26 protein-coding genes are annotated in these 24,900 nt (G+C 74.8%); 4 read left to right on the top strand and 22 right to left on the bottom strand.

The window, feature by feature from the left end; genetic code table 11:
- The first annotated feature begins 132 nt into the window (after window positions 1–132).
- Window positions 133–1,419: an ISL3 family transposase gene (locus tag QOZ88_RS15355; RefSeq protein ID WP_305997790.1), complete on the top strand. Its 1,287-nt coding sequence runs from the start codon at window positions 133–135 to the stop codon at window positions 1,417–1,419.
- Window positions 1,420–1,632: 213 nt separating this feature from the next.
- On the opposite strand, the gene QOZ88_RS15360 is transcribed toward QOZ88_RS15355, so the two are convergent.
- The 6 genes from QOZ88_RS15360 to QOZ88_RS15385 form a co-directional block, all read right to left on the bottom strand.
- Window positions 1,633–1,983 carry a histone-like nucleoid-structuring protein Lsr2 gene (locus QOZ88_RS15360; protein ID WP_091929349.1) on the bottom strand — a complete coding sequence of 117 codons (351 nt, stop codon included), beginning with the start codon at window positions 1,981–1,983 and terminating at the stop codon, window positions 1,633–1,635.
- Between the two features lie 144 nt (window positions 1,984–2,127).
- Window positions 2,128–3,648, bottom strand: coding sequence for a lysine--tRNA ligase (lysS, locus tag QOZ88_RS15365; RefSeq protein WP_406568230.1), 1,521 nt, complete (start codon window positions 3,646–3,648; stop codon window positions 2,128–2,130).
- An 11-nt stretch (window positions 3,649–3,659) separates the two neighbouring features.
- Complete coding sequence (locus tag QOZ88_RS15370; protein ID WP_306000615.1) at window positions 3,660–4,466, bottom strand: type III pantothenate kinase; 807 nt, start codon at window positions 4,464–4,466, stop codon at window positions 3,660–3,662.
- A 4-nt stretch (window positions 4,467–4,470) separates the two neighbouring features.
- Window positions 4,471–4,896, bottom strand: coding sequence for an aspartate 1-decarboxylase (gene panD / locus QOZ88_RS15375; protein ID WP_091929347.1), 426 nt, complete (start codon window positions 4,894–4,896; stop codon window positions 4,471–4,473).
- The gene (gene panC, locus QOZ88_RS15380) at window positions 4,893–5,741 is read right to left on the bottom strand and encodes a pantoate--beta-alanine ligase (RefSeq protein ID WP_306000616.1); all 849 of its coding nucleotides are present in this window, start codon (window positions 5,739–5,741) and stop codon (window positions 4,893–4,895) included. The genes panD and panC overlap by 4 nt, the downstream gene beginning before the upstream one ends.
- Window positions 5,742–5,743: 2 nt before the next feature.
- Window positions 5,744–6,709: a Rossmann-like and DUF2520 domain-containing protein gene (locus QOZ88_RS15385; RefSeq protein WP_306000617.1), complete on the bottom strand. Its 966-nt coding sequence runs from the start codon at window positions 6,707–6,709 to the stop codon at window positions 5,744–5,746.
- Between the two features lie 275 nt (window positions 6,710–6,984).
- On the opposite strand from QOZ88_RS15385, the gene QOZ88_RS15390 reads away from it, so the two are divergent.
- Window positions 6,985–7,737, top strand: a complete 753-nt coding sequence (locus tag QOZ88_RS15390; RefSeq protein WP_306000618.1) for an SDR family oxidoreductase — start codon at window positions 6,985–6,987, stop codon at window positions 7,735–7,737.
- Window positions 7,738–7,740: 3 nt separating this feature from the next.
- On the opposite strand, the gene QOZ88_RS15395 is transcribed toward QOZ88_RS15390, so the two are convergent.
- The gene (locus QOZ88_RS15395) at window positions 7,741–9,108 is read right to left on the bottom strand and encodes a DUF6779 domain-containing protein (RefSeq protein ID WP_306000619.1); all 1,368 of its coding nucleotides are present in this window, start codon (window positions 9,106–9,108) and stop codon (window positions 7,741–7,743) included.
- Between the two features lie 83 nt (window positions 9,109–9,191).
- Here QOZ88_RS15395 and QOZ88_RS15400 point away from each other — a divergent pair, with 83 nt between their 5' ends.
- Window positions 9,192–9,797 (top strand): DUF1684 domain-containing protein, encoded by a 606-nt coding sequence (locus QOZ88_RS15400; RefSeq protein WP_306000620.1) that lies wholly within the window; start codon window positions 9,192–9,194, stop codon window positions 9,795–9,797.
- Between the two features lie 90 nt (window positions 9,798–9,887).
- On the opposite strand, the gene QOZ88_RS15405 is transcribed toward QOZ88_RS15400, so the two are convergent.
- From QOZ88_RS15405 to QOZ88_RS15415, 3 genes are all read right to left on the bottom strand, one after another.
- Entirely contained in the window at window positions 9,888–10,886 is a 999-nt protein-coding gene (locus QOZ88_RS15405) for a glycine betaine ABC transporter substrate-binding protein (protein WP_091929342.1), read from the bottom strand.
- Between the two features lie 143 nt (window positions 10,887–11,029).
- Entirely contained in the window at window positions 11,030–11,764 is a 735-nt protein-coding gene (locus QOZ88_RS15410) for an ABC transporter permease (RefSeq protein WP_306000621.1), read from the bottom strand.
- Entirely contained in the window at window positions 11,761–12,462 is a 702-nt protein-coding gene (locus QOZ88_RS15415) for an ABC transporter permease (RefSeq protein ID WP_306000622.1), read from the bottom strand. Before QOZ88_RS15415 ends, QOZ88_RS15410 begins: the two co-directional genes overlap by 4 nt.
- A gap of 77 nt (window positions 12,463–12,539) precedes the next feature.
- Here QOZ88_RS15415 and QOZ88_RS15420 point away from each other — a divergent pair, with 77 nt between their 5' ends.
- On the top strand, window positions 12,540–13,679 hold the full coding sequence (locus QOZ88_RS15420) for an ABC transporter ATP-binding protein (protein ID WP_306000623.1): 1,140 nt from the start codon (window positions 12,540–12,542) through the stop codon (window positions 13,677–13,679).
- Here QOZ88_RS15420 and QOZ88_RS15425 read toward each other — a convergent pair.
- The 12 genes from QOZ88_RS15425 to dacB form a co-directional block, all read right to left on the bottom strand.
- Window positions 13,676–14,218 (bottom strand): dihydrofolate reductase family protein, encoded by a 543-nt coding sequence (locus tag QOZ88_RS15425; protein WP_306000624.1) that lies wholly within the window; start codon window positions 14,216–14,218, stop codon window positions 13,676–13,678. The genes QOZ88_RS15420 and QOZ88_RS15425 overlap by 4 nt on opposite strands.
- The gene (locus QOZ88_RS15430; protein WP_306000625.1) at window positions 14,212–15,138 is read right to left on the bottom strand and encodes a helix-turn-helix domain-containing protein; all 927 of its coding nucleotides are present in this window, start codon (window positions 15,136–15,138) and stop codon (window positions 14,212–14,214) included. Before QOZ88_RS15430 ends, QOZ88_RS15425 begins: the two co-directional genes overlap by 7 nt.
- A gap of 64 nt (window positions 15,139–15,202) precedes the next feature.
- A complete protein-coding gene (locus QOZ88_RS15435) occupies window positions 15,203–15,718 on the bottom strand; it encodes a DUF3180 domain-containing protein (protein WP_306000626.1) in 516 nt (171 codons plus the stop codon).
- 7 nt (window positions 15,719–15,725) lie between these two features.
- Entirely contained in the window at window positions 15,726–16,232 is a 507-nt protein-coding gene (gene folK, locus QOZ88_RS15440) for a 2-amino-4-hydroxy-6-hydroxymethyldihydropteridine diphosphokinase (RefSeq protein ID WP_306000627.1), read from the bottom strand.
- Window positions 16,229–16,597, bottom strand: coding sequence for a dihydroneopterin aldolase (gene folB, locus QOZ88_RS15445; RefSeq protein ID WP_306000628.1), 369 nt, complete (start codon window positions 16,595–16,597; stop codon window positions 16,229–16,231). The genes folK and folB overlap by 4 nt, the downstream gene beginning before the upstream one ends.
- Window positions 16,584–17,444: a dihydropteroate synthase gene (gene folP / locus QOZ88_RS15450; protein WP_306000629.1), complete on the bottom strand. Its 861-nt coding sequence runs from the start codon at window positions 17,442–17,444 to the stop codon at window positions 16,584–16,586. The genes folB and folP overlap by 14 nt, the downstream gene beginning before the upstream one ends.
- A 13-nt stretch (window positions 17,445–17,457) precedes the next feature.
- Complete coding sequence (gene folE, locus QOZ88_RS15455; protein WP_306000630.1) at window positions 17,458–18,075, bottom strand: GTP cyclohydrolase I FolE; 618 nt, start codon at window positions 18,073–18,075, stop codon at window positions 17,458–17,460.
- A gap of 13 nt (window positions 18,076–18,088) precedes the next feature.
- Complete coding sequence (gene ftsH / locus QOZ88_RS15460; protein WP_306000631.1) at window positions 18,089–20,059, bottom strand: ATP-dependent zinc metalloprotease FtsH; 1,971 nt, start codon at window positions 20,057–20,059, stop codon at window positions 18,089–18,091.
- Window positions 20,060–20,457: 398 nt separating this feature from the next.
- Complete coding sequence (gene hpt, locus QOZ88_RS15465) at window positions 20,458–21,042, bottom strand: hypoxanthine phosphoribosyltransferase (RefSeq protein ID WP_319946895.1); 585 nt, start codon at window positions 21,040–21,042, stop codon at window positions 20,458–20,460.
- Window positions 21,039–22,067, bottom strand: coding sequence for a tRNA lysidine(34) synthetase TilS (gene tilS / locus QOZ88_RS15470; protein WP_306000632.1), 1,029 nt, complete (start codon window positions 22,065–22,067; stop codon window positions 21,039–21,041). Before tilS ends, hpt begins: the two co-directional genes overlap by 4 nt.
- A gap of 5 nt (window positions 22,068–22,072) precedes the next feature.
- Entirely contained in the window at window positions 22,073–23,158 is a 1,086-nt protein-coding gene (locus tag QOZ88_RS15475) for a zinc-dependent metalloprotease (protein WP_306000633.1), read from the bottom strand.
- A gap of 291 nt (window positions 23,159–23,449) precedes the next feature.
- Complete coding sequence (gene dacB / locus QOZ88_RS15480; protein ID WP_306000634.1) at window positions 23,450–24,874, bottom strand: D-alanyl-D-alanine carboxypeptidase/D-alanyl-D-alanine endopeptidase; 1,425 nt, start codon at window positions 24,872–24,874, stop codon at window positions 23,450–23,452.
- Window positions 24,875–24,900: the final 26 nt, after the last annotated feature.

The following is a 24,900-nucleotide window of genomic DNA, read 5'->3' on the forward strand; positions in this document are numbered from 1 at the left end:
GGCTCTTCGCGGTTCCTGGTGATGGCGAGGCGTGAGCCGGAGATCGTGAGGCTGGGCCGGAGACGTTGAGGGCCCGTGGTCCTGCTGGGATGGGTGTTGCCTAGACATCCGCACCAGTGAGGTCCACGAGCCGTGTTCGAGCCTACGGGCTCGCAGCGTGATGCTGCGAGCGCGATCTTCAACCTGCCCGACTACCGCGTCCTGAGCGCCGCCGACGTGGGCGACGGCGTGCGCCGGGTCGAGGTGGAGTCCAGCGATCCACCCGGCTGCCCGGTCTGCGGGGTGCTCGCGGTCCGGGTGCACTCGCGCCGCCGGCAGGCGTTGCGGGACCTGCCGGTCGCCGGCCCGACCGAGGTGGTGTGGCTCAAGCGTCGCTGGTTCTGCGACCAGGCCCGATGTCCGCGGGGGACGTTCAGCGAGGTCACCGACCAGGTGCCGGCGTTCGCCCGCTCGACCGCCCGACTGTGTCAGGCGCTGGTCGCCGCGGTCGTGGTCTCCGGCCGGGCGGCCAGCGAGGTCGCCCGCGCGCATCGGGTGTCGTGGTGGCTGGTGCAGTCGATGCTCACCGCGGCCGCCGACCTGATCGGCGACCCCGATGACGTGCTGGTGCGCCGGCTCGGGGTCGATGAGCACCGCTACCGCTCGGTCCGCTTCTTCCGTGACCCCGACGGTGGCTGGCGGCGCTACGAGCCGTGGATGACCACCCTGGTCGATGCCGACACCGGCCGGGTGCTCGGCGTGGTCGACGGCCGCGACTCCGCCGGCGTCGGCGCCTGGCTGGCCGCCCGCAGCTGCGCCTGGCGGGATGCCGTGGAGGTGGTGGCGATCGATCCGTCAGCGGCGTTCCGTAAGGCGCTGCGCGAGCAGCTGCCGCACGCGGCGGTCAGCGTCGACCCGTTCCACCTGGTCAAGCTGGCCAACGACATGGTCACCGCCGTGCGGCAGCGGGTCGTCCGCGACCGCAAGGGCCGCCGCGGCCGCGGCATCGACCCGGCCTGGGCCAACCGACGGCTGCTGCTGCGCGCCGGCGACACGCTCGGCCCGCGGGCGCTGGCCCGGCTGAAGGCGACCTTGCGCACCGATGACCCGACCGATGAGATCGGCGCTGCCTGGGGCGTCAAGGAGGCCCTGCGCCGGCTGCTGACCAGCGGCTCCCTGGCCGAAGCCCACGAGCACAAGATGCGGCTCGGCGTCTTCGTGCTCGCCGCCAACATGCCCGAGACCGACCGGCTCTGGGCGACCATCGACGCCTGGTGGGACGCCATCGAGGTGCTCGTCGTCACCGGCGTCACCAACGCCCGCACCGAGGCTGCGAACACCGGCATCAAGCAGATCAAGCGCACCGGGCGCGGCTACCGGAACGCTGCCAACTACCGCACTCGTATCCTGCTCGCCAGCGCCGCCCGGACGGCAGCGTGAACACCCTTCTCAGCGACACCGTTCACCAGGAACCGGGAAAAGCCTGTTACGCCGTGAGCGGACGGTGCACACCGTCGGCCTGTCGGCCTCCACCGCGACCGGTGCCGGGGTCATCCTGCGCGGGGCCGGAACACGTCGGCCCGCGGGTGGGGACGCTGCGCGCCCCCGCCACGCGGGCCGACCGCCGACTTCGCCGGCGTCCTCAGTGCTTCGTCAGTGTGCGGCCTCGTAGGCCTCGACGACGCTGGCCGGGATGCGGCCGCGGTCGCTGACCGCGTGGCCGTTCTTGCGGGCCCAGTCGCGGATCGCGCCGGCCTGCTCGCGGTCCATGCGACCGCCACCGCCGGTAGCGCGGGAACGGCCACCACCGGAGGAACGGGTGCCGCGACCGACCTTGCGCGCCGCCGAGATGTAACGGGCGAAGGCGTCGCGCATCTCCTGGGCGTTCTTCTCCGCCAGGTCGATCTCGTACGACGTGCCGTCCAGCGCAAAACTGACGGTCTCGTCGGCCGGGAGGTTCTCGTCGAGGTCGTCGCTCAGGATGACCTGGACCTTGCGCGCCATTCGTTCCTCGCTTTTCGCAACGACCCGGAGGCCGGACGGAAATAGCACCCGACGGGTGCGAGGCCTATTACAGCACGCACACGCGCCAATAGGAAATGGCTGCGCGATTGAGTTCCCATTGGGGGCACTCGGGATACGAGCCGATCAGGAACTGATTGGCCGGACCAACGGGAACAGGATCGTCTCGCGGATTCCGAGACCGGTGAGAGTCATCATCAACCGGTCCATCCCCATTCCCACCCCGCCGGTGGGCGGCATGCCGTATTCGAGCGCCTCGAGGAAGTCCTCGTCGAGCACCATCGCCTCGGGGTCGCCGGCCGCGGCCAGCAGCGCCTGCTGCGTGAACCGCTCCCGCTGGACGACCGGGTCGACCAGCTCGGAGTAGCCGGTGCCCCGCTCGATCCCGCCGATGTAGAGGTCCCACTTCTCGGCGACGCCGGCGTCCGTGCGGTGCGCCCGTGTCAGCGGCGAGGTGTCCACCGGGTAGTCCATGACGAACGTGGGCTCCTGCAGCGCGGGCTGCACCAGCGCCTCGAAGATCTCCTCGACCACCTTGCCGTGGATCCAGGCCGGGTCGATGCCGACCTCGTGCCGTTCGGCCAGCGCACGCAGCCGCTCGACCGGGGTCTCCGGCGACACCGGCTCACCCACCGCCTCGCTGACCAGGTCGAACAGCCGCACCTGCCGCCACTCGCCCGACAGGTCGAGCTCGGTGCCGTCGTGGTGGCGGGCGACGTGGTCGCCGAACAGCGCCGCGCAGCTCTCCTGGACCAGCTCACGGGTGAGGACGGCGATGTCCTGGTAGTCCAGGTAGGCCGCGTAGAACTCCAGCATCGCGAATTCCGGCGAGTGCGAGCTGTCGGCGCCCTCGTTGCGGAAGTTGCGGTTGATCTCGAAGACCCGGTCCAGCCCGCCGACGATGCACCGCTTGAGGAACAGCTCCGGTGCGATGCGCAGGTAGAGGTCGAGGTCGAAGGCGTTCATGTGGGTGCGGAAGGGCCGGGCCGCCGCACCCCCGTGCACGGTCTGCAGCATCGGCGTCTCGACCTCGATGAAGTCCCGCCGGGCCAGCCCCGCGCGCAGGGCGGACATGACGGTGGCGCGCTGCCGCACGGTGCGGCGGGCCTCGTCGCGCACGATGAGGTCGACGTAGCGGCGGCGGACCCGCAGCTCCTCGCTCATCGGCTTGTGCGCCACCGGGAGCGGCCGCAGCGCCTTGGCGGTCAGCTGCCAGGAGTCGGCGAAGACGGAGAGCTCACCGCGGCGCGACGTCCCGACCTCGCCCTCGACGAAGACGTGGTCACCGAGGTCGACGTCGGACTTCCAGGCGGCCAGCGCCTCCTCGCCCACGCGGTCGCGGGAGAGCATCACCTGGAGCTCGGCGTCCCCTTCGCGCAGCGTGGCGAAGCAGAGCTTGCCGGTGTTGCGGAAGAAGATCACCCGGCCGGTGACGCCGACCCGCTCGCCGGTCATCGTGTCCGGCTCCAGCTCGGGGTGGCCGGCGCGGACCGCGGCGAGCGTGGTCGTGCGCGGGACGCTCACCGGGTAGGGGTCGACCCCCGAGTCGCGCAGCCGGTCGAGCTTGGCGCGGCGGACCCGCATCTGCTCCGGCAGCTCCTCGCCGCCGTCGTCGCCGCCCGTACCGTTCGGTCCCACGTCCGTCACGGGGGCCGAGCCTACGGGGCGGCCGGCCGCCGCTCGCCGGCCTGCTGCCGCTGGAACGCCAGGCGCAGCCCGTGCACGGTCAGGTCGGGCTCGCGCTCACCGATCGTGCGGCAGCTGTCCACCAGCAGCGGCGCCAGCCCGCCGGTGGCGACGACGACCGGCGCGGTGCCGAACTGCGCCACCAGCTCCGCCGAGATGCGGTCGACCAGGCCGTCGACCAGACCGGCGAACCCGAGCACCAGCCCCGACTGCAGGGCGGCGACGGTGTTCTTGCCGATGGCGTGCGGCGGGCAGCTCAGCTCGACCGACCGCAGCTGCGCCGCGCGAGCCGCCAGCGCGTCGCGGCTGACCTCGACCCCCGGGGCGAGCGCGCCGCCGAGGAACTGCCCGTCCGGGCCGACGGCGTCGACGTTGGTCGAAGTGCCGAAGTCGACGACGACCACCGGACGCCGGCCGCCGTCCGGAGCGCGGCCGAACAGCTCGGCGGCCGCCAGGGCGGTGACCACCCGGTCGGCGCCGACCTCCCGGGGGTTGTCCACGTGCAGCGGGACGCCGGTGCGCACGCCGGGACCGATGAGCACCACCGGCACCTCGAGGGAGTCCAGCAGCTGGCGCAGCGCCGGCAGCAGCGCGGGCACCGTCGAGCAGGCGGCGACGCCGGTCACCTCCGTGTCGCGGAGCAGACCGCGCCAGAGCATGCGCAGCTCGTCGGCGGTGGCGCGGGGCGCCGTCGTCACCCGCCAGCAGCCGACCCGCCGGTCGCCGTCGAAGGTGGCGAGGACGGTCTGGCTGTTGCCGACGTCGACGGTCAGCAGCACCGCGTCACCGGATCGGGACGCCGAGGTCGCTGCGCCGGTGGTCGGTGGCGCCGGGCACGGGGGCGGACGGGTCGCCGCCGAGCTCGACGACGCGGTTGGCGCCGTCGACGTGCACGACCTTCGGGAGGTAGCTCTTGGCCTCGGTCTCGTCCATCAGGCCGTAGCTGATGAGGATGACCATGTCCCCGGGGTGGACCAGGTGCGCGGCGGCACCGTTGATGCCGATGACGCCGCTGCCCCGCTCGCCGGGGATGACGTAGGTCTCCAGGCGGGCGCCGTTGGTGATGTCGACGATCGCGACCTGCTCACCGGGCAGCAGGTCGGCGGCGTCGAGGAGGTCCTCGTCGACGGTCACCGACCCCACGTAGTGCAGGTCGGCCTGGGTGACCGTGGCGCGGTGGATCTTGGACTTGAGCATCGTGCGCATCATCGGGGGCCTCCCAGTCGGACTGCCGTGTTGTCGAGGAGCCGGGTGCTGCCCGCGCGGACCGCGACGAGCAGGCGGGCGGGGCCGGCGGCCGGCGCCGGTCCCAGATCGGTATCGGTCAGTTCGAGGTAGTCCTGGACCAGGTCGGGGGCCTCGGCCAGGACGGCGCGGGCGGCGGCCAGGACGGCGTCGGGCCCCTGCGGGCCGGCGTCGGCGCCCGCGCGCAGTGCCCGGTTCACCGTCGCGGCGCGGGCCCGCTGTTCCGGGGAGAGGTAGCGGTTGCGGCTCGACAGCGCCAGGCCGTCGTCCTCCCGGACGGTCGGGATGCCGACCACCTCGACGCCGAGCGCGAGCTCCCGGGCCATGGCCCGGATGAGCGTGAGCTGCTGGTAGTCCTTCTCGCCGAACAGGGCGAGGTCGGGCCGCACCAGGCCGAACAGCGTGGTGACGACGGTCAGCACGCCGGCGAAGTGACCGGGGCGCACCGCGCCCTCGAGCACCGACCCCAGCGGCCCGGGGTCGACGGTGACGCCGGCCGCGCCGGGCGGGTAGACCTCCTCGACCGGCGGGTGGAAGACGACGTCCGCGCCCTCCTCGGCCAGCGCGGCGAGGTCGGCGTCCCAGGTGCGCGGATAGCGGTCGAAGTCCTCACCGGGGCCGAACTGCGTCGGGTTCACGAACACCGAGACGACGACGCCGCCGGCCCGCTCCCGGGCGGCGCGGACCAGCGCGCGGTGCCCCTCGTGCAACGCACCCATGGTGGGCACCAGCGCGATCGGGCCGGGGAGCGCGGCCACCAGCCGGCGCAGCTCGGCGGCGGACCCGGCGACGGCCGGACGGGTGCCCACGGTCACCGCGACCCCGCCGGGTCGTCGTGCCGTGCGGCGGAGAGGACGTCGAGCACCGGCGCCGCGTCGTGGGTGCGCAGCCGGCCGGCCGCCACGGCCCGCTCGGCGGTCCGCTGCACCATGGCGGCGTAAGCGGCCACCGACGCGGGGGCGCGCTCGCCGAGGGTCCGCAGGTGGTGGGCGACGGTGCCGGCGTCGCCGCGGCTGACCGGCCCGGTGAGCCCGCGGTCGCCCCGGCGCAGGCCGTTGTCGAGCGCGGCGGTGAGCAGCGGGGCCAGCACGCGCCCCGGCTCGGCCACGCCGGCGGTGCGCAGCAGCTCCGCGGCCTCGGCCACCAGGGTGACCAGATGGTTCGCGCCGGTGACCAGCGCCGCGTGGTACAGCGGGCGGTCGGCCTCGGCGACGAAGAACGGCTCACCGCCCATCTCCAGCACCAGGGTCTCCGCGACGGGGCGGTGCTCGGGCCGGCTGGTCACGCCGAAGGGCGCGCCGTCGAGCCGGTCGGCGTCCTCGGGGGCGCCGGTGAAGGTCATCGCCGGGTGCAGCGCGAGGGCGAGCACCCCGGCCTGCTCAGCAGGGGCCAGCACGGCCAGCCCGTGCGCCCCGGACGTGTGGAGGACCAGCTGCCCGGCGCGCCAGGCACCGGTCCCGGCCAGCCCCGAGACGAGCCCGGCCAGGGTGTCGTCGGGGACGGCGAGGACGACGAGGTCGGCGGCGGCCACCACGGCGTCGGCCGGCAGCAGGGGGACGCCGGGCAGCAGGCGCGCGGCGCGCTCGGCGGAGGCGGCGGACAGGCCGGAGGCGGCGACGACGTCGTGGCCGGCGGCCGCGAGGGCGGCGCCCAGGACGGCGCCGACGCGGCCGGCGCCGATGACGCCCACGCGGAGGCGGGCGGGCGCGTCGGACGGGCGGGCGTGCGTGCGGGCGGGGCCCAGCAGCGAGCGGACGGTCCTGCGGGCAGCAGGCATCGGTGCACCTCTCGTTCCAGTCCCTGGCGGGTACCGGACGTCGGGATCGATCCCCGGGGATCGCGGTGGTCGTGCGGGCGGAGCTCCGGCTCGTCGTCCGCTGCAACCGTTCCGTGTCACGCGGGCGACCTGCCGATGGCGAGTGTGTGACGCCCGCGCGGCCGTCGCAACGCCTGGTCGCTGTGTCGTGGCTCACGCACCTCGGCGCACCCGCCCGAGTGCCCCCGCGCGCGCCGCCCTACCGTGACGGCCGGCACATCGGCGAAGGAGGCAGCGTGCACACGTTCGAGGGAAAGACCGCACTGGTCACCGGCGGCAGCCGCGGCATCGGCCTGGGCATCGCCCGGAGCCTGGTGGAGCGCGGCGCCCGGGTGGTGCTCACCGCCCGGAAGCCCGATGCGCTGGCCGAGGCGGTGGAGTCGCTGGGCGGACCGGAGGTCGCCGTGGCGGTGGCCGGCAACGCCGGCGACCCGGAGCACCGGGCCGCCGCGGTGCGCACCGCGGTCGAGACGTTCGGCAGCCTCGACGCGCTCGTGGGCAACGTCGGCATCAACCCCGCGTACGGGCCGCTCATGGACCTCGACCTCGACGCCTGCCGCAAGATCCTCGACACCAACGTCGTGGCCTCGCTCGGCCTGGTGCAGGAGGCCTGGCGCGCCTGGATGGCCGAGCACGGCGGCGCGGTGCTGTTCGTCGCCTCGGTGGCCGGGCTGCGCTCGTCCCAGGAGATCGGCGCGTACGGGGTGAGCAAGGCGGCGCTGATCAACCTGACCACCCAGCTGGCCGTCGAGCTCGCCCCCAAGGTGCGGGTGAACGCGGTCGCCCCGGCCGTGGTGAAGACCCGCTTCGCCGGCGCGCTGTTCGAGGGCCGGGAGGCCGAGGTCGCGGCGGTCTACCCGATGGCGCGCCTGGGCACGCCGGAGGACATCGGCGAGGCCGCGGCCTACCTGCTGGGCGACGGTGCGGGCTGGGTCACCGGCCAGACGCTCGTCCTCGACGGGGGCGGGCTCTCCCGCGGACCGCGCTAGGGGTCAGCGGCCGAGGACCCGGGCCAGGACGTCGTCGCTCTCGCCGTCCTCCCGGTACCGCCGCCGGCGACGACCGCCCGAGGCGGGGGTCGCGCCGTTCTCGGCCAGGATCTGCGCGAGGCGGACCGGGGTCGCCGGGCGGTCCGGCTCCTGCGACGCCGCCCAGGTCGGCGTGACCGCGGGCTGGGCGGTGGTGGGGGCGAACTCGGCGAGCGGTGCCGGCTCCACCGCCTCGTCGGTGCGCCGGCGGCGCGGCGCGTCGTCGACGCGGGGCGGCGAGGGCGGCTCGACGAACGACCGGGCGGCCAGCCACTCCAGCGGCGACGGCGGAGCGGCCGGCGGCGACGGGGGCAGCGTCGACGGCGGCGCGACCACCGGCGAGTGCACGGTGACCGGCGGCTCGGCCACGTCGCGCCGCGGGGCGGGCGAGCCGAGGTAGGGGTCGTCCTCGTGCGCCGCGGCGCGCTCGTGGCGGCCGAAGCCCGACGGCGCCGGCGGGCGGCCCGGCACCGGCGGGGGCGGCACGGCCGCGCGCACCGGCGGCGGAACGGGGGCGGCGGGGACGGACGGCGGGACCGCGGACCAGGTGCTGGTGCTGGTGCGCACCTGCTCGAACTGCTGGGTGGGGCGCGGCTCGTCCAGCCGGATCGCCGGCCACCCGCCGGTGAGCTCGCGCGGCGGGGCGTCGTCGCTCCACGTCGCGCCCTCGAGGGTGCGGGCCGACCCGTCCAGCCGGCTGGCCTGGGTGCGCATCACTATCCGCTCGACCAGCATCTCGCTGGACAGCTGCTCGGCGAGCTCGACGCGCAGCCGGCCCATGTCCTCCCGCAGCGCGCCCAGCTGGCCGAGCTCGGCCCGGAGGCCGGCCAGCGCGGCGACGTCGTCCCGGAGAGCGGCGACGCGGGCGACCTCGCCACGCAGCTCGCCCAGCGCCGCGACGTCACCGCGCATGCCGGCCACGCGGGCGACCTCGTCACGGAGGCCGGTGAGCGAGGCGATCTCCCCGCGGAGCGCGTCGAGCTCGTCGCGCATCGCGTCCTCGGCCTCGCGGCGGAGCTCGTTCTCCAGCTCCAGCTCGTACTCGCGGCGCGCGGCGACCTCGCGCTCCAGCTCCAGCTCGTAGGCGCGGCGCAGCTCGGCCTCCCGGGCCGCGGCGCGCACCCGGTCGGTGCCGCGCCGGCCGGCGGCGAAGGTGGCCAGCACGAACGCCCAGGCCACGGCCACCACGGCGACCCGCAGCAGCTGGGCGTTGTCGGTGAGGAAGACGGCGAGCGTGGCGCCGACGGCGAGCACGAACCCGCCGGCCTGCAGGAGCATCCGGGTGCCGGCGAGGGCGGGGCCGCGGGCGACGTCGTCCTCGCGGCGGGGCATGGCACCCAGCGTAGCGACGAGTGGCGCTCACCGGGAGGAAGCGCACCCGTGCCCACAGTGGTCGCAGGTGTCACAGTGCTGGGGTGACCCTCTCGCTGCTCGACTGGCGCCGCCGCGTGGCCGCGCTGCACGCCGACGTCCGTGCCCACCCCGATGCCGAGCAGGGCTGGCTGCGGTGGCGGGAGGGTCGCGACGAGCTGTTCGCCGGCCACCCGCAGTCGCCGCTGGACGCCTCGGGGCGGGCGGCGTTCCGCGGGTTGCCGGTGGCGCCGTACGACCCGGCGCTGCGGTTCGAGCCCGTCCTCGAGCCGGCGGCGCCGCTGCGGCTGGAGATCCCCACCGCCGCCGACGGCGTCGTCCCGCTGGACCGGATCGGGGCGGTCGACCTGCCCGGCGTCGGCCGCCTCGACGTCTGGTGGGTCGCCGTCTACGGCGGCGGGGTCTTCCTGCCGCTGCGCGACGGCAGCGCCGGCGGGACCACCTACGGCGGCGGGCGTTACCTGCTGGACACCGTGAAGGGCGCCGACCTCGGGGGTGACGGCGAGCGGCTGGTGGTCGACCTCAACTTCGCCTACCACCCGTCCTGCGCCTACGACCCGCGCTGGTCCTGCCCGCTGGCACCCGAGGGCAACCGGGTGGAGACGCCCGTCGCCGCCGGGGAGCAGCTGCCCCCCGGCGGCTGGTACTGACCCTTGTTGATCAGGTGACCTGATCAACAAGGGTCCTGGCTCACGGTCGACGGTGAGCCAGGACCCCTGGTGGTGAGCCAGGACGGTCGATCAGCCCTGGGCGAGGAACCCGGCGGAGCTGAAGACCAGGCCGATGGAGACCTCGCCCTGCTCGATGGCGGCGCGGGTCAGCGGGCCACCGGCGTCCAGCTCGCGGAAGTCGGCGAACTCCAGGCCGTAGGTCTCCTCCAGCCCGGGCTGGCAGAACGGGCGGGTCGGGCACTCGGCCGGACCGCCGAGGACCAGCGAGCCGTCGCCGCACGCCTCCGCCAGCTCGGAGAGGGTGCTGACGCCGAGCTCGTCGGCGAAGGCCTGGGTGACCGCGAACGCGTTCTGGTCGGCGGCCTCCGACGGCTCGCCGAACACCAGGCCGGCCTCCGCCGCCAGCGGCTCGAGCGCCTGCCGGGTCTCCTCGACGTCGCCGCTGGCCACCTGGTTGGCGTCGTCGCCCTCGAGGAACTCGGTGGCGGTGGCCAGGTACTCGGGGAAGACCTGGATCTCACCGTTGATCAGGGCCTGCATGTACAGCTCGCGGTTGCCGACCTCCTGCACGGTGGCGTCGAAGCCGGCCAGCTGCAGCACGTCGGCGTAGACGTTGGCGAGGATCGACGACTCGGGGAAGTTGGCCCCGCCGACGGTGATCGCCCCGCTGCCCTGCTCGAGGGCGGCGGCGTCGATGTTCTCCTCGACCCAGCCGGCCGCGACGTCCTCGGCGCTCTCCCGCTGCACCTCCACCGCGGCGTTGAGCTGGATCAGCTCCTCGGTCGTCATCTCGGCGGAGACCTGGTTCAGCACGGGCAGCAGCGCCGGGTTGGCCTGCGCGGCCTGCGCGTTGACCGCCGGGATGATGTTGTCGGCGTTCTGCAGGCCCTGGTCGTCCTCGAGGACGACGAGCTGGTCGCCGGCGACCGGGGCGCAGGCGTCACCGGAGGCCTGGCCACCGCCGGTGTCACCGCCGCCGCCGGTGCCCGAGGAGCCCGACTCCCCGCAGGCCGCGGTCAGCGCGACCGCGAAGACGAGTGGAGCCAGGGTCTTGATGCGTGCGCGCATGGTTGGACGCCCCGCCTTCTGTGTCCCGTGCCGGACCGGCACGCGTGTCTGGCGGGAGGATTCCCGCGCGCTCCATGGAACCGTCCCGTTGTGCACGACGCAATCGGGTTGCCGCTGTCGGGACGTTCGTTACCGACGTGTGATCAGGAGGGGACGCCGACCCCGGTGAGCTCCGGCTCGCCGTGCACGGTGCGCTGCCGGCCCGGTACGAAGCGCCACCGCCGCGGGCCGGGTCGCACCGCCCAGGAGAACGCCACGAGCACCAGCTCGGTGAGCAGCGCCAGCGCCGCGATGAGGATCGCGCCGGCGATGATCAGCCCGTAGTCCTGCTGCCCGAAGCCCAGGTTGACCACCCGGCCCAGGCCGCCCCCGCCGACGAGCGCGGCGAGCCCCGCCGTGGCCACCACCTGCACGGCGGCGGTGCGGACGCCGGTCATGACCAGCGGCAGCGCCAGCGGCAGGTCGACCCGGCGCAGCACCTGGCCCCGCGTCATGCCCATCGCCCGGGCGGCCTCGCGCACGTCGCCGTCCACGCCGCGGAACCCGACGTAGGTGTTGGTCAGGATCGGGGGGAACGCGAACACGGCCAGCGCGATCGCGGTGGCCCGGTTGCCGAAGCCGATCGGGCTGACCGCGAAGAGGGTGAGCAGCGCGAGCGTCGGCACCGCCCGGCTCACGTTCGACAGGACGACCACCGCTCCACCGCCGCGCCCGCTGGTGCCCAGCGCGATGCCCAGCGGGAGCGCGAGGACCAGCGCGGCGAGGACGGCGGCCCCGGAGACGGCCAGGTGCTCGACGAGCAGGTCCAGCAGCCCGCCGGGCCGGGTCCAGTTGAACGGGTCGTTGAGGTAGACGACCGCGTCCCCGAAGCCGGTCACGACCGCGCCCTCGCCCACGGGGTGAGGAACCGTTCGGCGCCGGCGAGCAACAGGTCGGCGACGAGCGCCAGCAGCACGCAGCCGATCGCCCCGGTGACGATCTCCGCCCGGTAGAAGTTCGAGTTGAAGCCGCCGAAGATCAGCTGCCCGAGCCCGCCGTGCCCGACCAGCACCCCCACGGTGGTGAGCGCGACGGTGGAGACCGTGGCGATGCGCAGACCCGCCATGAAGGCCGGCAGGGCCAGGGGGAGCTCGATCTGCCAGAACAGCCGGAACCGGCCGTAGCCCATGCCCTGCGCCGCCTCGCGCACGTCACCGGGCACGCCCTGCAGCCCGGTGAGGAAGTTGCGCACCAGGATCACCAGCGAGTAGACGACCAGCCCGACCAGCACCGTCGTCGCGGTCAGCCCGGTGAACGGGAAGATCAGGGCGAACATCGCCAGCGACGGGATCGTGTAGACGATCGAGGAGAAGCCCAGCACGGGCGCGGCCAGCCACCGGACGCGGCGGGCGACCAGCGCCAGCGGCAGGGCGATCAGGGCCCCGATGACGACGGCGGCGACGGTCAGCCTGACGTGCTCGCCCAGGTACCGCAGAATGGTGTCCCAGTTGTCGACCACGTAGGAAGCGTCGAACCAGGGATTCGGCGCCGCGTCCACGGCGAGGACCGCGGACGTCCCCGCTTCGGCGCTCAGCACCGGGCGCACACCAGGAGGACCACCCCGTGGACGCTACTGCGCACACTCCCCCGTCCGCGAGCGCGTCCGGGGAGGCGGTGGGGATCCGGCTGGACGGCGTGAGCAAGGTCTACGACGACGGCACCGTGGGGGTGGCCGAGCTCGACCTCACCTTCGCCGCGGGCGAGCTCACCGTGCTGGTCGGCCCCTCCGGCTGCGGCAAGACGACCACGATGAAGATGATCAACCGGATCATCGAGCCCACCACCGGCCGCATCGTCATCGGCGACGACGACGTCACCCGGGCCGACCCGGTGGAGCTGCGCCGGCGCATCGGCTACGTGATCCAGAACGTGGGGCTCTTCCCCCACCAGACGATCCGCGCGAACGTCGGCACCGTCCCCCGCCTGCTGGGCTGGGGCAAGGAGGAGACCCGGGCGCGGGTGGACGAGCTGCTCGCCACCGTCGGCCTGGACCCGGCGGTGCACGGCGACCGCTACCCCGGACAGCTCTCCGGCGGCCAGCGCCAGCGGGCCGGGGTGGCCCGCGCGCTCGCCGCCGACCCCCCGGTGCTGCTCATGGACGAGCCGTTCTCCGCCGTCGACCCGGTGGTGCGCGAGCGGCTGCAGGCGGAGTTCCTGCGGCTGCAGGCCACCGTGCGCAAGACGATCGTGTTCGTCACCCACGACATCGAGGAGGCCGTGCGCATCGGCGACCGCATCGCCGTCATGAGCGAGGGTGGCCGGGTCGAGCAGTTCGCCACCCCCGCCGAGCTGCTGGGCCGCCCGGCGAACGGCTTCGTGGCCGACTTCGTCGGCGCCGACCGGGGCCTCAAGCGGCTGGCCGTCACCGGGATCGACGCCGAGGACCTGGAGCACCCGCCGGTGCTGCACGCCGAGGACGGGCTGGCCGACGCACGGGCGGCGCTGCAGCGCTCCGGTGCACGCTGGGCCGTGGTCCTGGACGACGCCGACCACCTGCACGGCTGGCTGTCGTTGGACCGTGCCGCCGGCAGCGGGACCGTCGGCGCCGCGGCCCGCCGCATGGAGGCCTGGGTCCCCCGGGACGCATCGCTGAAGGCGGCGTTCGCGACCATGCTGCAGCACGAGGCGGGCTGGGTCGCCGTCCTCGACGGCGACCAGTTCCTCGGCGTCCTCACCCCCGAGTCGCTGCACTCGGCGCTGCGCCGCTCGGTGGAGGGCCGGGTCCCCGAGACCGCCGGCGCCGCCTCCGCCTAACGCGGGCGGTCCTCCAGCAGCGGGCCGGCCACCCGGTACCGGGCGCTGACGAACGAGCCGTTCACCGCGGCCTCCACCAGCTCGAGGTCCAGCCGCCTCGGCAGCAGCGGCCGCCCCGCGCCGAGGGTCACCGGTGCGATCGAGACCACGACCTCGTCCAGCAGCCCCGCCTCGGCGAACTGGCCGGCCAGGTCACCGCCGCCGACGAGCCAGAGCTCCCGGTCGCCCGCGGCGGCGATCATCTCGGCGTGCACGGTGCGGACGTCGCCGGAGGTGAAGCGGACGTCGCCGCCGGCCGCCGGCAGCTCGCGGTGGGTCATCACCCAGGTCGGCAGCGTGAACGGCCAGGACCCGTTCTCGTGTTCCAGCACCCACTCGTAGGTCGTCGACCCCATCACCAGGGCGCCGACCCGGGCCATGAAGGCGTCGAAGCCGAGCTCTCCGGCGTCGCCCTGCTCCTGGCGGAAGAGCCACTCGAGGGAGTCGTCGGGGTCGGCGATCCAGCCGTCGAGGGTGGTGGCGGTGTAGTAGGTCAGCACGGGGTTCCTCCCGATGTCTCGCCGCGCCGCGCGCGGAGCCAGAGGATGGGATCGCCGGTACCGGCCTCGTGGCCGGCCGTCCGCAGCAGGTGCCGCACCAGCTGGCGCCGGTGGGCCGAGTAGGTGAGCACGTGCGCGACGACGCTGCTGAGCACGAAGCTCTCCGGCGGGTCGCAGAGGGCGTCGACCAGCCGGTCGTCCCAGCCGCCCCGGCGGTCGATCTCCCGCACCGTGGCGAGCCACCGCGGGGCGACCGCGTCGTGCCGCGCCAGCAGCGCGGCGGCGTCGGGGTCGTCGGCCCGCTCGGGCAGGTCGCGGCCCTCGATCGAGGCCAGCCAGACCTCCACCGTGAACACCAGGTGCTCGAGCACGGTCTGCACCGATTCCTCCGGGCCGTCCCACGGCAGCACGACCAGGCCGGGCAGCCGCTGGGCACGGAAGGCCTCGTCGGTGAGCCCCTTCGCCACGTCGATGAGGTACCGGGTGTCGTCGAGGCCGTGGGCCACCAGCTGCTCGGTGAGCGGGTTCATCGCATGCTCCGTGCTCTGCACCCACAGGGAGGTGGGCGGGTGGAAGTGGATGCCGTTGGGCGCCGGCAGCCAGTGCCCGGACCCGGCGTCGACCGCGCTGGGCGGCCGGCCGTAGGCGCGGGTGAAGGCCCGGCTGAACCCCTCCACCGACTCGTAGCCGGCCGCCCATGCGGCGTCGGTGACGCTGCTGCCCTGCTGCAGCTGCCAGGCGGCGCGCTCCAGCATCACCCGCCGCCGCATCGCCGCCGGCGCCTCGCGGGCGTCGCGGGACAGGGTGCGGCTGAAGTGGAACGGCGAGGCGTAGGCGTCACCGGCCATCTCGGCGAGGGTGTGGTTCTCCTCGTCCAGCACCGCGTCGAGCAACTCGCGGAGCCGGTCACGTCCCGTCATGCGTCCAGGGTGCTGGCTCGACCGGCGCCGGCGCTTGACCGTTCTTGCGCGGCACCCGATCCGGCTAGGCGGCCACCCCGGGGGACGGCTCGTCGTCGGTCGAGCCGGGCGGGACCCGGCAGGCCGTTTCCAGCCGCAGCGCCGCGGCGACCAGGGCGAGGGAGGCCAGCAGGCCCAGCGACGCGGTTACCGTGTCGCTCCCGGCCGCCTGCAGCCGGCCGACCGCGGGGCCGGCGTAGGCGAGCACCCCGAGCCAGATGCCGGTGAAGACCGCACCCACGTAGGCGCTGGCCTGGGCCAGCACCGCCAGCCGCGCGACCAGCATCGGCTCCACCGGGCGGACGCCCGCGGCGTCGCGCCCGGTGGGGCCCCGGCCCGCCCGCGCCTCGCGCAGCGCCTGCAGCCGGGTGCGGATCACCCGCGCCCCCAGCGCCTCGGCGAGCGCCAGGACGGCCACCGGCGCCGGCAGCCACCAGCGCAGCGGCGGCAGGTCCCCGTACCAGGCGCGCACCAGCAGCCACGCGGCGAGCGTGAGCCCGAGCGCGAGGACGACGAGGTCGCGGCGGCGGACGGGGGTCACGGCCGGCCTAGTGGAGGTGGTCCCAGCGCACGACCGCCGCCACGTCGGCGGGGTCGAGCGCGGCCACCAGGTCGGGAACCCGGCCGCGGCCGGGGAGCACGGCGGTCGGGTCGAGGGTCGCCCAGGGCACCAGCACGAACGCCCGCTCGTGCGCCCGCGGGTGCGGCAGGGTCAGCGCGGGGTCGTCGGAGATCACCGGTGCGCCGTCGTCCCGGGTCACGGTGACCACGTCGACGTCGAGGGTGCGGGCGCCCCAGCGCACCTCGCGGGTGCGGCCGGCCGCCTCCTCCAGCTCCTGGGCCCGCGCCAGCCAGCCGCCGGCGTCCCGGTCGCCGCGGACGACGGCGATGGCGTTCAGGTACGGCGGCTGCTCGACCGGGCCCCACGGCGGGGTCTCGTAGAGGGTGGAGCGGGCGACCAGCACGCCGTCGTCCTTGAGCGCGGTGAGCGCGGTGCGCAACGCGTTCGCGCGGTCGCCGAGGTTGGCGCCCAGGGAGAGGACGGCGCGGCTCATGCGCGGGTGCGCCGGATGGTGACGGCGACGTCGTCGAAGGGCACCCCGAGCTCCGCCTCCGGCTTGTGCACGGTGATCTCGACGGCGTCGACCAGCTCCTCGGCGAGGCAGACGTCGGCCAGCCGCTGGGCGAGGGTCTCCAGCAGGTTGACCGGTTCGCCGGACAGCACGTGGTGCAGCCGCTGGGCGAGGTCGGCGTAGTTGACCGTGCGCGACAGGTCGTCGTCGGCCGCGGCCGACGAGGTGTCGAGCTCCAGGACGGCGTCGACGCGGAACACCTGCCCGCGCTCGCGCTCGAAGTCGTAGACGCCGTGGTGGGCGTGGGCGCGGACCCCGCGCACGGTGATGCGGTCAGGGGTGGCCACGGCCGGCTCCTCTCGCCGCGCGCACGGCGGCCACGGTTCGGACGGCGTCCACCGAGGCAGCGGCGTCGTGGACGCGTACGCCCCACGCCCCGGCCTCCGCGGCGAGCACCGTGGTGGCGAGGGTCGCGGCGTCGCGCTCCTCGGCCGGGCGGGGCTGGGCGTCGGGCCCGGCCAGCAGCCGGCCCAGGAACGTCTTGCGGGACGCGCCGACCAGCACGGGCAGCCCCAGGGCCACCAGCCGGTCCAGCCCGGCGAGCAGCGCCCAGTTGTGCTCGGCGCGCTTGGCGAAGCCCAGGCCCGGGTCGAGCACGAGCTGCCCGGGGCGCACGCCGGCGGCGACGACGTCCTCCACCCGGGCGGTCAGCTCGGCGCAGACCTCCGTGACGACGTCACCGTACTGCGCGGCCGCGTACATCTCCCGGCTGTGCCCGCGCCAGTGCATGAGCACCCACGGCACGCCGGCCTCGGCGACGAGGTCGGCCATGTTCTTGTCCGCCAGCCCGCCGCTGACGTCGTTGACCAGCACCGCGCCCGCGCGCAGCGCCGCCTCCGCCACCTCGGCACGGGTGGTGTCGACGCTGGTGCGCACGCCAGCCGCGGAGAGCTCCCGGATCACGGGGACGACGCGGCGGGACTCCTCCTCGGCGTCGACCCGGTCGGCGCCGGGACGGGTCGACTCACCGCCGACGTCGACGTAGTCCGCGCCCGCAGCGTGCATCGCCAGGCCGTGTGCGATCGCGCTGCCCGCGTCGGCGAAGCAGCCGCCGTCGGAGAAGGAGTCCGGCGTGACGTTGAGGACGCCCATCACCAGGCAGCGGCCCGGCCGCGGCAGCTCCGCCGCGGTCATCGCCCTCTCCTGCTCACCGGCCGAGGACGAGGCCCATCGCCTCGCTACGGGTCGCCGCGTTCTCGCGGAAGATGCCGCGGACCGCGGAGGTGACCGTGGAGGAGCCGGGCTTGCGGATGCCGCGCATGGCCATGCACAGGTGCTCGGCCTGCACGACCACCAGGACGCCGCGCGGCTTCAGCGCGTCGTTGAGCGCGTCGGCGATCTGCCGGGTCATCCGCTCCTGCACCTGGGGGCGCCGGGCGTAGACCTCGACCAGCCGGGCGAGCTTGGACAACCCGGTGACCCGCCCGTCCTCCCCGGGGATGTACGCGACGTGCGCGACCCCGTGGAAGGGCACCAGGTGGTGCTCGCAGGTCGAGTACATCGGGATGTCCTTGACCAGCACCAGCTCGTCGTGGTCCTCGTCGAACGTCGTCGCGAGGATGTCGGACGGGTCCTGCCAGAGGCCGGCGAAGGTCTCCGCGTAGGCCCGGGCGACGCGCGCCGGGGTGTCCTGCAGGCCCGGCCGCTCGGGGTCCTCGCCGACCGCGAGCAGCAGTTCGCGGATCGCCACCGCGGCCCGCTCCTGGTCGACCCCGGGGGCCGGGGTCAGCAGCTGGTCCTCCGGCTCGGCCGGGATCTCGCTCATCGGTCGGCCCGGTTCACCGCTGGACCGGGGCCCCGACATCCCCGACGGGGGTGGTGTCGTGGCCCGACCCGTTCTGGCCGGCGCGCTCCGCCGGCGTGAGCACCGGCGGCTGGCTCGACGGGGTGCGCTTGCCGAAGCCGTTGTACGGCGCGAGGGCGGGGCGCTTGGCGACCGGCGCGCAGATGCGGGCCATGTCGTCCTTGGACAGCGTCTCCTTCTCGATCAGCTCCAGCACCAGGGCGTCCAGGACGTGCCGGTACTCGACCAGGATCTCCCACGCCTCGTCGTGCGCGGCCTCGATCAGCGCGCGGACCTCGGCGTCGATGTCGGCGGCGACGGCCTCGGAGTAGTCGGGGCGGGAGCCCATGTCCCGGCCGAGGAACGGCTCGGCCTCGCTGCTGCCGTACTTCACCGCGCCGAGCTTGGCGCTCATGCCGTACTGGGTCACCATCGCCCGGGCCATCCCGGTGGCCTTCTCGATGTCGTTGCCGGCACCGGTGGTCGGCTCGTGGAAGACCAGCTCCTCGGCCGCCCGCCCGCCGAGGGCGTAGGCCAGGGTGTCGATCATCTCCGACCGGGTCTGGGTGTACTTGTCCTCGGTCGGCAGCACGAGCGTGTGCCCCAGCGAGCGGCCGCGCGGCAGGATCGTCACCTTGTGCACCGGGTCCAGGTTGGGCAGTGCGTGCGCCACCAGGGCGTGCCCGCCCTCGTGGTAGGCGGTGACCTTCTTCTCCTTCTCGCTCATCGCCCGCGTCTTGCGCTCGGGGCCGGCGATGACGCGGTCGATCGCCTCCTCGAGGGTGGCGTCGGTGATCAGCGAGCCGTTGTTGCGGGCGGTGAGCAGCGCACCCTCGTTGAGCACGTTGGCCAGGTCGGCGCCGGTGAAGCCCGGCGTCCGGCGGGCCACGGTCTCCAGGTCGACGTCGGGCGCGAGCGGCTTGCCCTTGGCGTGCACCTCGAGGATCCTCTTGCGGCCCTCGAGGTCGGGGCGGTCGACGGCGATCTGCCGGTCGAAGCGGCCCGGGCGCAGGAGCGCCGGGTCCAGGACGTCGGGCCGGTTGGTCGCGGCGATCAGGATGACCCCGCCCTTGACGTCGAACCCGTCCATCTCGACGAGCATCTGGTTCAGCGTCTGCTCGCGCTCATCGTGGCCGCCGCCCATGCCGGCGCCGCGCTGTCGACCGACGGCATCGATCTCGTCGACGAAGATGATCGCCGGGGAGTTCTCCTTGGCCTGGGTGAACAGGTCGCGCACCCGGCTGGCGCCGACGCCGACGAACATCTCGACGAAGTCCGAACCGGAGATGGAGAAGAACGGCACGCCGGCCTCGCCGGCGACGGCGCGGGCGAGCAGGGTCTTGCCGGTGCCGGGCGGGCCGAACAGCAGCACGCCCTTGGGGATCTTCGCGCCGACGGCCTGGAACTTCACCGGGTTGGCGAGGAACTCCTTGATCTCGTGCAGTTCCTCGATCGCCTCGTCCGCGCCGGCGACGTCGGCGAACGTCGTCTTCGGCATGTCCTTGGTGATCTGCTTGGCCTTGGACTTGCCGAAGGCCATGACGCCGCGGCCGCCGCCCTGCATGGAGTTGAACAGCCAGAAGAGCAGCAGGAGCAGGATCAGGAACGGCAGGAAGCTGACCAGCAGGCTCACCAGGAGGCTGTCCTGGGTGACGTTGGTGTCGAACTCCTCGTCGTCCTGGGCGCGCAGGAGGTCGACGATGTCGCCCTCGACCGCCACGGGGTAGGACGTCACGACCTCGGTGCTGCCCTCGACCTCGTCGGCCAGCTCCAGCTCGAGCGTCTGCTCCCGGGTGTTCAGCGTCGCGGACTCGACGTTGCCGCTCTCGATCTGCTCGAGGGCCGTCGAGGTGGTGATCTCCTGCCTGCTGCCCTCACCGCTGAACAGCGAGGAGACGGTCAGGGCCAGCAGGATGACCAGGACGACCCAGAACCACACGGAGCGGAAGATCTTCTTGCGTTCCATACACCGATACCGGGCGCCGGATGGCGCCCGTCGACCCTCCTGATCGTCCCGGGGACGCCTCGAACGGCCCGGGTACGGACCCCGGCGCTCGGGTGCAGCGTCGTCGGGATCGACGGTACACCGGTGCACCTGGCAATCCCCTGCGCGTGACCTGGGAACGCACCCGGGCGAGCTATGCCCGCCGTGCCCGGTGACGGGCCCGCAGGGTCCTCGCCGGGTGCGGCAGACGCGCGGGGACCAGGCCGGGGACGGCGCGCGGCCGCGGCACGGAGGCGAGCCGCCCCGCGAGGGTCGCGTCCGGCGACGGGCCCGGAGGGTCCTCACCCGGTGCGACGGACGCGCTCAGCGCAGGAGGGGTACGACTCCTGGTGGCGGTGTCCGCCGGAGGCGGACAGATGTCAGGCGTAGACCTCGGGCTTCAGGGTGGCGATGTAGGGCAGGTCGCGGTAGCGCTCGGCGTAGTCCAGGCCGTACCCGACGACGAACTCGTTCGGGATGTCGAAGCCGATGTACCTGACCGGCACCTCGACCTTGACCGCGTCGGGCTTGCGCAGCAGGGCGCAGACCTCCAGCGACGCCGGTGCGCGGCCGCCCAGGTTCTTCAGCAGCCACGAGAGCGTCAGCCCGGAGTCGATGATGTCCTCGAGCACCAGCACGTGCTTGCCGGTGATGTCCCGGTCGAGGTCCTTGAGGATGCGCACGACCCCCGAGGAGCTGGTGGACGACCCGTAGGACGAGACCGCCATGAACTCCATCTGGGTGGGCAGCTGCAGCGCGCGGGCGAAGTCGCTCATGAAGAGCACCGCACCCTTGAGCACGCCGACGAGGAGGACCTCCCGGCCTGCGTAGTCGGCGGCGACCGCCGCGGCGAGCTCGGCGATCTTCTCGCGGATCTGCTCCTCGCTGAGCAGGACGTGGTCGATGTCCGGGCCGTAGCCGTGGTCGGGACCGAGTGCGCCGGGCGTGCTGGCAGGCTCCGTCACGGAGTGAGCTCCTCGTGGGGTGCGGGTCCGGGGGTGCCGCGCCGGTGCTCCGGCGGCAGCAGCACCAGGGTGCCAGACGCCCGGACGACACCTGCGCCGCCGGGTAGGTCGACCACGCCCTGCCCCCGCCAGCGGGTGACCAGCGTCTCGACCGCGCGGAGGTGCACCGCCTGCAGGTCGGGGACGCCGGCGCCGCGCAGCCAGCCGCGCAGCACCCGCCGGCGGAGCGCGGCCGGCAGCGCCCCGAGCGGCCGGGCCGGGAGTCCGCCGTCTCCGGACCCGGCCGCCAGCCGCGCGAGCTCCGCGGCCGCCAGGGCGTCGAGGGCGTCGAGGTCCTCCCGCAGCAGCTCCGCGGTGCGGGCCAGCGCGGGGGCCACCCCGCCGCCGAGCACCTCCTCCAGCAGCGGCAGGGCCTCCGTGCGCAGCCGGACCCGGGTGTAGGCGGGGTCGGCGTTCCACGGGTCGTCCCAGACCGGCAGGCCCTGGTCGGCGCACGCCTGCCGGGTGGTCACCCGGCGGACGCCCAGGAACGGGCGCCACCAGCCGACGCCGTCGGCGTCGCGCCCGGGCACCATGCCGGCGACCGACCGCGGGCCGGAGCCGCGGCCCAGGCCGAGGAGGACGGTCTCGGCCTGGTCGTCGAGGGTGTGCCCGAGCGCGACGCGGGCGCCGTGCTCCCGCGCCGCGGTCGCCAGCGCCGCGTAGCGGGCGGTGCGCGCCGCGCCCTCGGGGCCGCCGTCGTCCCCCACCCGGGCGGTCAGCACGAGCACCGGGTCCAGGCCGAGCTGGCGCAGCACCGCGGCCGTGCCCTCCGCGCGCCCGGCCGATCCGGGCTGCAGCCCGTGGTCGACGGTCACCCCGCCGACCCGCGCCCCCGCGTGGCGGGCCTCGAAGGCGAGCGCGGCGGCCAGGGCCACCGAGTCCGCTCCGCCGCTGCAGGCGGCGAGCACCGGCCGGTCGTCGGCGCGCAGCCCGTCGCGGACCGCGCGCCGCACCTCCGCGACCGCGCGGGGTGGTCCGGCCACCGGCCTCAGGCGGGCAGGGCGGGGCGCCCGAGCACCCGCTCGACCCACAGGTGCGGGGCGGTGAGCTCCTCGACGAGCGGCAGGTTCGCCGGCCCCTCCCAGACCCGGTTGAAGCCCTCCATGCCGGCGAGCTCCACCACGCCGCCGACGAAGTGCCGGCCGTCGGCGTACTGCTTCATCTTCTGCTCCAGGCCCAGCAGCCGGCGCAGCACCCGGTCCAGCGGCCCCCGGCCCTTGCGGCGCTGCGCGAACCGCTTGCGCAGCGTGCGCACCGACGGCACGACGTCGGGGCCGACGCCGTCCATGACGTACTCGGCGTGCCCCTCGACCAGGCTCATCACCGCGGTCACCCGGTCCAGCACGGCCCGCTGCCGCGGGTCGCGCACGAGCGCCATCAGGCCCTCCGGGGCGCCGTCCCCGCCACCCCGGACCGCGTCGGCGAGGCTGCGCAGCAGGTCGTGCAGGCGCTCGCGCAGCACGTCCGGTGCCAGGTCGGTGGCGGCGACGAACTCGGCGATCTGCGCCTCGAGGTAGCCGCTCAGCCACGGCACCCCGGTGAACTGGAGCTGGTGGGTGACCTCGTGCAGGCAGACCCAGAGCCTGAAGTCCGAGGGGTCGACGCCCAGCTTCCGCTCGGTCGCCACGATGTTCGGCGCCACGAGCAGCAGCCGGCCGCCGGTCCCGAAGATCTCGTACTGCCCCAGGACCCGCGACGAGAGGAAGGCCAGCAGCCCGCCCGCCTGGAACCCGGTGGCGCGCGAGCCGATCGCGGTGGCGAGGGCGCCGGGGCGGTTGCCCGTGCGCTCGGCCAGCTTCTCGACCAGCGGGTCGAGCAGGGCGGCCATGCCGCGGGCGTTGGCGTCGGCCCAGCCCGGCCGGTCGACGACGGCGACCTCGGGGACCGGACCCCCGGGCACCGGCCGCAGTCCGGTGAGCCCCTCGACGTGCGCGACGGCGGTGGCCGCGGCGCGGTGCAGCTCGGCGACGACCGCGGCGGCCTCCTCCCGGGTGGTTCTCGGGCCGCCGCTGACCAGCCGGCGGGCCGTGCGTCCGGCCAGGTCCCAGTCGACCATCGAGGAGGCGCTGCTCATCGCTTCACCGTAGGCCCTGCTGCAGGGGCCCGCCGCGAGCGTGCGACCGGTTGCCGTCCGGCCCCGTCCAGAGGCTCACCGCAGCCTGCGGGCACCGGTGCGGCACGAGGTGGTCGACCACCGACCAGCGTGTGCGCTGATGTCCGGTTCCGAGTGGGGCCAGAAGTGGGCGTCAGCGCCCACGCTGGCCGGTGAGATCCGTGAGGGGCCGGCGCGTCAGAGTCTCGACTCCCGTGGTGATGTCCCACAGGACCGCGCACGTGTGCCGTACTCGTGCGAGCGGGGGTTCGTCTAGCAGCCGCAGGCGGCGAGGGTGGCGGCGAACTGGTCCAGGGCGGCCTCCGCGGCCACCTCGCTGCCGGTCGCCTCGTCGGCCACCACGGCGAAGGCCAGCAGCCGCCCGTCCGCGGTCACGACCGTGCCGGCGAGGGCGTTGACGCCCAGCAGCGTGCCGGTCTTCGCGCGCACCGTGCCCGGCGCGGTCGCGGGGTCGTCGTCGCCGCGGTCGGCGAGCGTGCCGTCGTAGCCGGCCACCGGCAGGCCGGGCAGCAGCCCGGCGGCGTCGCCGAGGCTGCCGTCGGCCGCACCGCACACCAGGGCGGTGAGCAGCTCCGCCGTCACGACGTCCTCCCGGGACAGGCCGCTGCCGTCGGCCAGGGTGACGCCGGTGACGTCGAGCCCGGCCTCGTCCAGCGCGGCGACGACGGCCCGCGCCGCGCCCTCGAACGTGGCCGGCTTCCCCCGCGACAGCGCCACGTGCCTCGCCAGCACCTCGGCGAGCACGTTATCCGACTGCGACAGCGCCTGCTCGACCAGCCGCGCGACCGGCGCGGACTCCACGGTGCCGAGGGTCCGCGCGCCGGCGGGGGCCTGGCCGAGGACCACCGCGGCACCGGGGGCACCCAGGGCGTCGGCCAGCGCGGCGCCCGCGTCGAGGCCGGGCTGGCCGCTGCGCGCGAGCGCCCCGGGGCTGACCCGTGCCCCGTCGACGGCGGTGGCGGTGATCGGTGCGGCGTAGCTGGAGGGCGCGTCCCCCGGGCCCCAGCCGCTGGCGGTCAGCGGGCCGCTGAACAGGGAGCTGTCGACCACGATGCGGGTGACGGGGGTGCCGGCGGGGAGCGCGGCGACCACCTGGGTGGCGAGGTCGGCCATCGTCGGGGCGCCGGGGTAGGTCAGCGAGGGCTCGGTGCGCGACAGCGTCGGGTCCCCACCGCCCACGAGCACCACCTCACCGGGCACCGAGCCGGCCACCACGCGGGTCTCGAACGTCTCGGCCGGGTCGAGGGTGGTGAGCGCGGCGGTGGCGGTGAGCAGCTTGGCGGTGGAGGCCGGCGTCAGCGGGGCCCCGGCGTCGCGGTCGTAGAGGACCGCACCGGTGGCGACGTCGACGACCTGGGCCGTCGTCCCGGGCCCCAGCGGCGGGCCGGTGACCAGCGGGGTGAGCGCGGCCTCGAGGACGGCGGGGTCGGGCACGGGCGCGTCGGCGGAGAGCGCGGCCAGCACCGGATCGGCCTCGCCGAGGTCGGGTAGCACGGCGTCGGGGACGGCGACGGCGACATCCCCCGTACCGGCGTCGGTGCCCAGGACGACACCGAGCCCGACACCGCCTCCGACGAGCAGCAGCACGAGCACGACGATGCCGATGGTCATGCGCCGGCGGAAGCGGCCGTAGTTGGCCGTGACGATCGTCGAGCCGCTCGACGAGATGGTGCCCACCCCCCACAGGGGGGCCTGCGCCGACC

Source organism: Blastococcus carthaginiensis, assembly GCF_030731085.1.
GTDB classification, from domain to species: Bacteria; Actinomycetota; Actinomycetes; order Mycobacteriales; family Geodermatophilaceae; genus Blastococcus; species Blastococcus carthaginiensis.

Bases quoted from the DNA above. Each gene is read 5' to 3' on its own strand.
- panD (WP_091929347.1), bottom strand. From the start codon at position 4,896: ATGATGCGCACGATGCTCAAGTCCAAGATCCACCGCGCCACGGTCACC.
- QOZ88_RS15430 (WP_306000625.1), bottom strand. From the start codon at position 15,138: ATGACGGGACGTGACCGGCTCCGCGAGTTGCTCGACGCGGTGCTGGAC.
- folE (WP_306000630.1), bottom strand. From the start codon at position 18,075: ATGAGCGAGATCCCGGCCGAGCCGGAGGACCAGCTGCTGACCCCGGCC.
- folP (WP_306000629.1), bottom strand. From the start codon at position 17,444: ATGACCGCGGCGGAGCTGCCGCGGCCGGGCCGCTGCCTGGTGATGGGC.
- QOZ88_RS15475 (WP_306000633.1), bottom strand. From the start codon at position 23,158: ATGAGCAGCGCCTCCTCGATGGTCGACTGGGACCTGGCCGGACGCACG.
- ftsH (WP_306000631.1), bottom strand. From the start codon at position 20,059: ATGGAACGCAAGAAGATCTTCCGCTCCGTGTGGTTCTGGGTCGTCCTG.
- QOZ88_RS15405 (WP_091929342.1), bottom strand. From the start codon at position 10,886: ATGCGCGCACGCATCAAGACCCTGGCTCCACTCGTCTTCGCGGTCGCG.
- QOZ88_RS15385 (WP_306000617.1), bottom strand. From the start codon at position 6,709: ATGCCTGCTGCCCGCAGGACCGTCCGCTCGCTGCTGGGCCCCGCCCGC.
- QOZ88_RS15395 (WP_306000619.1), bottom strand. From the start codon at position 9,108: ATGCCCCGCCGCGAGGACGACGTCGCCCGCGGCCCCGCCCTCGCCGGC.
- QOZ88_RS15360 (WP_091929349.1), bottom strand. From the start codon at position 1,983: ATGGCGCGCAAGGTCCAGGTCATCCTGAGCGACGACCTCGACGAGAAC.
- folK (WP_306000627.1), bottom strand. From the start codon at position 16,232: ATGAGCCGCGCCGTCCTCTCCCTGGGCGCCAACCTCGGCGACCGCGCG.